The sequence below is a fragment of the Zoogloea sp. genome (assembly GCF_044344315.1).
Lineage (GTDB): Bacteria > Pseudomonadota > Gammaproteobacteria > Burkholderiales > Rhodocyclaceae > Zoogloea.
Map to the genome: position 1 here is coordinate 1 of NZ_JBIJDC010000168.1, position 5,684 is coordinate 5,684.

Consider the following 5,684-nt stretch of genomic DNA (forward strand, 5'->3'; position numbering starts at 1 on the left):
CGCTGGGTAGTGCGGGCATCCGTGTGCCGGGCATCCTTCTGCACGAAACGCTCGTCGATGCCGCTGTCCAGTTTGGCGGTGATACCGGTGTGGCGCCCCCAGTGGGCCGATGCGGCACGCAGCTTTTCCTTCTTGTGCTCGGCGTCGTCCGGCAGCAGGTCGGCGGCGGCGTTGAAGATCTTCTTCAGGATCTGGTTGAGCCGGCGCGCCGTGATCGGACTCCCGTTCTTCACCGATACCAGCAGCGGCGTCGTGTCATCACGGCGCGGCACGGCCGTCAGGCCCAGATACTTGCGGTAGCGGATCAAGGCCTGGAGCATGTCGTCAGCGACCGGCACCTTGGCTCTCTTGCCGCCCTTCCCCACCACGTACCACCACCACAGACCGCGCTCTTCACGGAAGCTGTTCATGCGGTGGCTTTCCAGCTCGCCAGCACGAGGCGCCAGCATGTAAAGGGTTGCAGCAATGAAGCGGGCCCGTTCGTACTCGTCGCGCCCCCGTTCGGCATCCTTTGGCATGGCCTCTATGGCGTCCGTCACTGCCTGCCACATCTGCGTATCCAGGAAGCGCTCGATCTTGTTGACCTCTTCCGTGCTGGCCACTGCGCGCAACGGACCGCTCACCTCGGCAGACATCTTGCGCCGACGCTGACGGATCAGCCCCAGGGGATTCCCAAGCAGGTAACCGGCATCCACCAGGTAGCTCATCAGCGAATTGATGGCGGCCATCGCCGTGAGCACCGCGCTCTCACTGAGCGGGCCGACAAAGGGGCGCCAGCGCTCGGTGATGCGCTCGGCCTTGGGGCCACACCACACGTTAGATGGCTGAGGGTCGGCAAGAAAATTCAGATAGCCCTCGAAATCCTGGCGATTGAGACTGGACAAGGGTTTGCCACAGTCGATCAAGGACCAGAGCAGCAGGCGCTCGCACTCCCGCTGATAGATGCGGTAGGTGCCGGGCGAGCGGTCGTACTCGGTAAGAAAACAGCGGATCGCGTCGGCATCCGTATTCGCAGTGATCTGCAGGCGGGCCGGGTCGGCCCTGTTTACACCGTTCCTCCCGTCCAGATCGGGGGGGATCGTCAGTTCGTCCAGGGGACGGACGGGGACAGGCCCTTGCGGGGCGGGGGGTGCGCTGGTGTCGGGATTCTTCGCCTTCATGGGCGGGAGTTTACCCGTCAGGCAGAGATTTTCTCTCGACAGAACTTGCCATGTGTCGAACACTGTATATAATTACAGTTATCGAAGGGTGAGCCAGGAAACAACACAAGGCGAGTCCTGGTCGTGATGCATTTCAGCCCTTGTCCGGCTCGAATCGTTCTGAAAAGGAGTCAATCATGGAAAGCCTCATCTGCCGCACCCTGATGCTGAGTGGTCTCATTGTGGGCGTACTTCTGGCCGGCGGCCAGGGCGGCCAGGCGCTGGTCCCCGCCATCCTGGCCCTCGTAGGGGTCGCTCTGCTCCGGCGGATTGCCCCTTCCCTGCCCTGGCGTTTTGGCCACGGGCGTCATTTCTGATCGGCTTGATTTGCCAGGCCTCGGCCGAAGGCTTACTTGCCAGATCCCGCTGCGCGGGCTTTGCGTGAGGCCTGGATCAGCCCGGCGATGTCCGTGTTGCGGTTTTTGATGGCCCAGCTCTCGGCCGTTTCGTTCTGATCGTTCTTCCAGTCGAGATCCACGCCGGCCTTGAGCAGACGAACCACAACCTCCTCATGGCCGTTGCGGGCGGCAAACATCAAGGGCGTCGTGCGGTTGGGGGCCTTCACATTGGGGTTTGCACCCTTGGCCAGCAGCAGCTCCACCACAGGCAGGCGCCCCTCGAAAGCGGCGTAGAGCAGCGGATTCCAACCCTCGTGGTCAAACTCGGCGCCCGCCGCCAGAAGCAGCTGAACCACCTCGGCGTGACCCTTGAGGCTGGCCAGCATCAGCGCGCTGTCGCCGGCTGCGTTGCGAGCATTAAGCTTGATACCCCGCTGTTTGACGAGCGCTTCCACCACCTTGGGCTGGTCCTCGCGAGCCGCCAGAATGAGCAGGCTGTTGCCGTTCTGGTCGGTGGAGTTGGTATCCATGCCCTGCGATACCAACTGGGTGACGGCCCCGGCATCGCCCAACTTGGCGGCATTCAACAGGTCGTCCAGCGACACCGCCGCAACCGGCAGAGACAATTGCAGGCCCAGAAGTAGTGCGAGGAGTGCTTGGGTGCGGGGGCGAAAAATCTGCGCAACGGGCTTCATGAGGGGCGTGCGTCCTTGAACAGTCGGAAGAAATTGCGGGTAGTGGCTTCAGCCACGGCTGCGAGGCTTTCCCCACGTGCGTCGGCAACCGCCTGGGCCACATGGCGGACATAGGCCGGCTGATTGGTCTTTCCGCGGAAGGGCATGGGGGCGAGGTAGGGAGAATCGGTTTCCACCAGCAGGCGATCCGCGGGCACAAAGCGGGCCACGTCACGCAGGGCTTCGGCGTTCTTGAAGCTGACGATCCCGGAGAACGAGATATAGAAGCCCAGGTCCAGCGCCTGCTCCGCCACCTCGCGGGTTTCGGTAAAGCAGTGCATCACGCCACCAGCCTCGCTGGCGCGCTCTTCGCGCATCAGGCGGATGGTATCGACGGCGGAGTCCCGGGTGTGAATGATCAATGGCTTGGCGCAACGCCGGGCGGCGTGAATGTGCGTCCGGAACCGGGTCCGTTGCCATTCGGGAGCATCTTTGTGCCAGTAGTAATCCAGGCCCGTTTCGCCAATGGCAATAACCTTGGGGTGGGCTGCGAGCTCAAGGAGCTTCGCCTCGTCAGGCTCATCGCAATCGGCGTTGTCGGGATGTACGCCAACCGATGCAAACAGGTTGGCATGACGTTCAGCCAGACCGATGACAGCCGGCAGGGTTTCCAGCTTCACGCTGACGCACAGGGCGTGCGTCACACCGTTTTCGGCCATGCGCTCCAAAATAGCGGCTTCGTTTTCGATCAGGTCAGGAAAATCGAGGTGGCAGTGGGAATCGACAAACATTGAGGGGTGCCGGTGTATCAGTCAGATGGTATGGGTTGGGCGGGACGAGCCCAGGTGACCGGCAAGGATGTGCTCGATCTGGTTGCGCAGCACCTGCCCTGCTTCATCCCCTCCGAACTGGACCCCGATGCCCTGAGTCTTGTTCCCCTGGGCCCCGGCGGGAGTAATCCAGGCAACGGTGCCGGCAACGGGGTGCTTTGTGGGGTCATCCATGATCTGGAGGATCATGAAAATCTCGTCACCCAGCTTGTAGATCCGGGCGGTGGGAACAAACAATCCGCCGTTCTTGATAAATGGCATGTAGGCAGCGTAGAGCGCCGACTTGGAACTGATGTTCAGGGACAGGACGCTGGGGCGCGTCATCGTCGATCGTCTTACAGGCTCATTCATTTACGCACCGCCGGTGCGGTTGCCTGCAGACCCCGGGCATACCGCAGAAGCATGTCTTCCAAGAAAAGCCGGGCATTGAGAGGATGCTGCGAGACCCGGCGCGACTGTGTAATTTCATTGTAGCAGCCAAGGGCGGCGTCCACGGACAAGCGCCCGGCAAGCCCCCTGAGAACATCCTCCCGATCCGGGAAGAAGCGCACCGGCCCACCCAGCCGGACACTGACCAGATCGGCCACCCAGCGCTGCATCCAGCTCACCAGGGTCGGCATGTCGAATCCACTGGCCAGAGCGTCCTTGCCTTTCAGCCAGCTCTCCCACTCCCCGGCGAGACGCAGTGCAGCCTTGCCGGGGAGAGTGGAAATCTCGTCGGCAAAGCGCCGCCGTGCTGCCGCACCGCCGCCTTCGGCCATGTCCGCTGCAGCCAAGGGCATGCCACCGCAAAAGGCCAGTAAGGCCGGGGCATCCGGGAGCTTGCGCTCTGCGAGCCAACGGGCAGCCTGCTCGGCCGGCGGGCGGGGAAAGGCCCAGGTCTGGCAGCGGCTGCGGATAGTTGGCAACAGACGTTTTGGGGAAGATGAAACCAGTAAAAACAAGGTACTTGTCGTCGGCTCCTCAAGCAACTTGAGAAGAGCATTGGCCGTAAACACATTCATCGCCTCAGCCGGATCAACGATTACCACCCGCTGACTGCCCCGGTGCCCACCTGTGGTCAGGGCCTGTTGAAGGGCACGGATCTGGTCAATCACGATCTGCCGGCTGGCGGCCTTGCCCCCTTCGGCCTTCTCGGCGGGCGCGTCGGCGCGCTCTTCCTGGTCGGCCTCAGGGATCACCCGGAGCAGATCGGGATGATTGCCGGCCAGGCGCCACTGGCAGTCCTCACATTGCCCGCAGGCATGCCCGTCCGGCGCAGGACGCAGGCATAGGATCCGCGCTGCCAGAGCCTCGGCAAAAATGCGCTTTCCACCGCCCGCAGGGCCGGCAAAAAGCAAGGCATGGGGCATGCGGCCAGCGCTGTCGAGCACCCGGGCCCATAAGCCGGACTGCCATTCAAAAATCATTGAAAACAGTTCTCTAAAATTATTTGTTCAAGTTCTTTGCGAATTTCTTCCGGACGCTGATCGGCATCGATCACCTTGACTCTTGCCGGATCTGCGGCCGCCCGGCGCAGGTAGGCGTTGCGCACCCGCTCGAAAAAATCGGCTTGTTCCCGCTCGAAACGATCGGGTGCATTCCCGGTACCGGCCAGGCGGCTTGCGGCAACCTGGGGATCAAGATCAAAGATCAGCGTCAGATCGGGCTGAAGATGGGGATGCACCCATTTTTCCAGTACCGCGAAGCGCTTCTCATCCAACCCGCGCCCCCCCACTTGATAGGCGTAAGTGGCATCTGTAAAGCGATCGGAAACCACCCAGGCGCCCGACGACAGCGCCGGTTCGATACGCGCGGCAAGGTGCTCACGGCGCGCGGCAAACATGAGCAGCGCCTCGGTTTCCAGGTGCATCGGTTCGTGGAGCAGGAGCGCTCGGAGTTTCTCGCCGAGGGGCGTTCCACCTGGCTCCCGGGTTTGCACCACGGGAATGCCACGGGACTGGATCAGGGCAACAGCGGCGGCGATCTGGCTGCTCTTGCCGGCGCCATCGATGCCTTCAAAGGTGATGAAGCGGGATTTCACGGTTGCTGTTTCCGGATGTAGCGGGCAACGGCCCGGTTGTGTTCGGTCAGGTTCCGGGAGAAAGCACTGGAGCCATCCCCTCGGGCGACAAAATAATAGAAATCGGTGCTGGGGGGGTTGAGCGCGGCCCGAAGGGCGGCGACGCCAGGCATGGAAATCGGGGTGGGGGGCAAGCCAGGCCGCGTGTAAGTGTTATAGGGCGTATCGGTCTGCAGGTCGCGCTTGCGAAGATTGCCATCGAAATCAGGGCCGATGCCGTATATCACCGTCGGATCAGTCTGCAGCAGCATGCCACTGCGTAGCCGATTGACGAAAACCGAGGCCACCATCGGCCTGTCGACAGCCTGGCCGGTTTCCTTTTCGACAATCGAAGCCATGATCAAGGCGTGGTAAGGCGTCTGGTAAGGCAGCCCTTCGACACGCTTCTCCCATTCCCGCTGCAGGATCTTCTGCTGCTGGCGATGGGCACGTCTCAACACGTCCAGATCGCTGCTGCGCCGGGAAAACAGATAGGTATCTGGGAAAAACTGGCCTTCCGGGTGCGTGGCGTCAGCGCCAATACGCGCCAGCAGCTCACTGTCAGTCAGGCCTGCACTGTCGTGGCGCAGATCCGGATGGCG

At 62.2% G+C, this 5,684-nt stretch carries 8 protein-coding genes; 1 reads left to right on the plus strand and 7 read right to left on the minus strand.

The features are described 5' to 3' along the window. Positions 1-1,160 (minus strand): tyrosine-type recombinase/integrase (locus ACIQ09_RS21455; RefSeq protein ID WP_398314330.1); only part of this gene is annotated, 1,160 nt, incomplete at its 3' end. A gap of 176 nt (positions 1,161-1,336) precedes the next feature. Here ACIQ09_RS21455 and ACIQ09_RS21460 point away from each other — a divergent pair. Beyond that, entirely contained in the window at positions 1,337-1,516 is a 180-nt protein-coding gene (locus ACIQ09_RS21460; RefSeq protein ID WP_398314332.1) for a hypothetical protein, read from the plus strand. 32 nt (positions 1,517-1,548) lie between these two features. On the opposite strand, the gene ACIQ09_RS21465 is transcribed toward ACIQ09_RS21460, so the two are convergent. From ACIQ09_RS21465 to mltG, 6 genes are all read right to left on the minus strand, one after another. Then, positions 1,549-2,232 carry an ankyrin repeat domain-containing protein gene (locus ACIQ09_RS21465; protein ID WP_398314334.1) on the minus strand — a complete coding sequence of 228 codons (684 nt, stop codon included), beginning with the start codon at positions 2,230-2,232 and terminating at the stop codon, positions 1,549-1,551. Continuing rightward, a complete protein-coding gene (locus ACIQ09_RS21470; RefSeq protein WP_398314336.1) occupies positions 2,229-3,002 on the minus strand; it encodes a TatD family hydrolase in 774 nt (257 codons plus the stop codon). The genes ACIQ09_RS21465 and ACIQ09_RS21470 overlap by 4 nt, the downstream gene beginning before the upstream one ends. Before the next feature lie 21 nt (positions 3,003-3,023). Beyond that, positions 3,024-3,365, minus strand: coding sequence for a PilZ domain-containing protein (locus ACIQ09_RS21475; protein WP_398314338.1), 342 nt, complete (start codon positions 3,363-3,365; stop codon positions 3,024-3,026). 23 nt (positions 3,366-3,388) lie between these two features. Beyond that, complete coding sequence (gene holB, locus ACIQ09_RS21480) at positions 3,389-4,450, minus strand: DNA polymerase III subunit delta' (protein ID WP_398314340.1); 1,062 nt, start codon at positions 4,448-4,450, stop codon at positions 3,389-3,391. Beyond that, complete coding sequence (gene tmk, locus ACIQ09_RS21485; protein ID WP_398314342.1) at positions 4,447-5,064, minus strand: dTMP kinase; 618 nt, start codon at positions 5,062-5,064, stop codon at positions 4,447-4,449. Before tmk ends, holB begins: the two co-directional genes overlap by 4 nt. Next, the coding region (mltG, locus tag ACIQ09_RS21490; protein WP_398314344.1) for an endolytic transglycosylase MltG at positions 5,061-5,684 on the minus strand (624 nt) is incomplete at its 5' end. The genes mltG and tmk, both read right to left, overlap by 4 nt.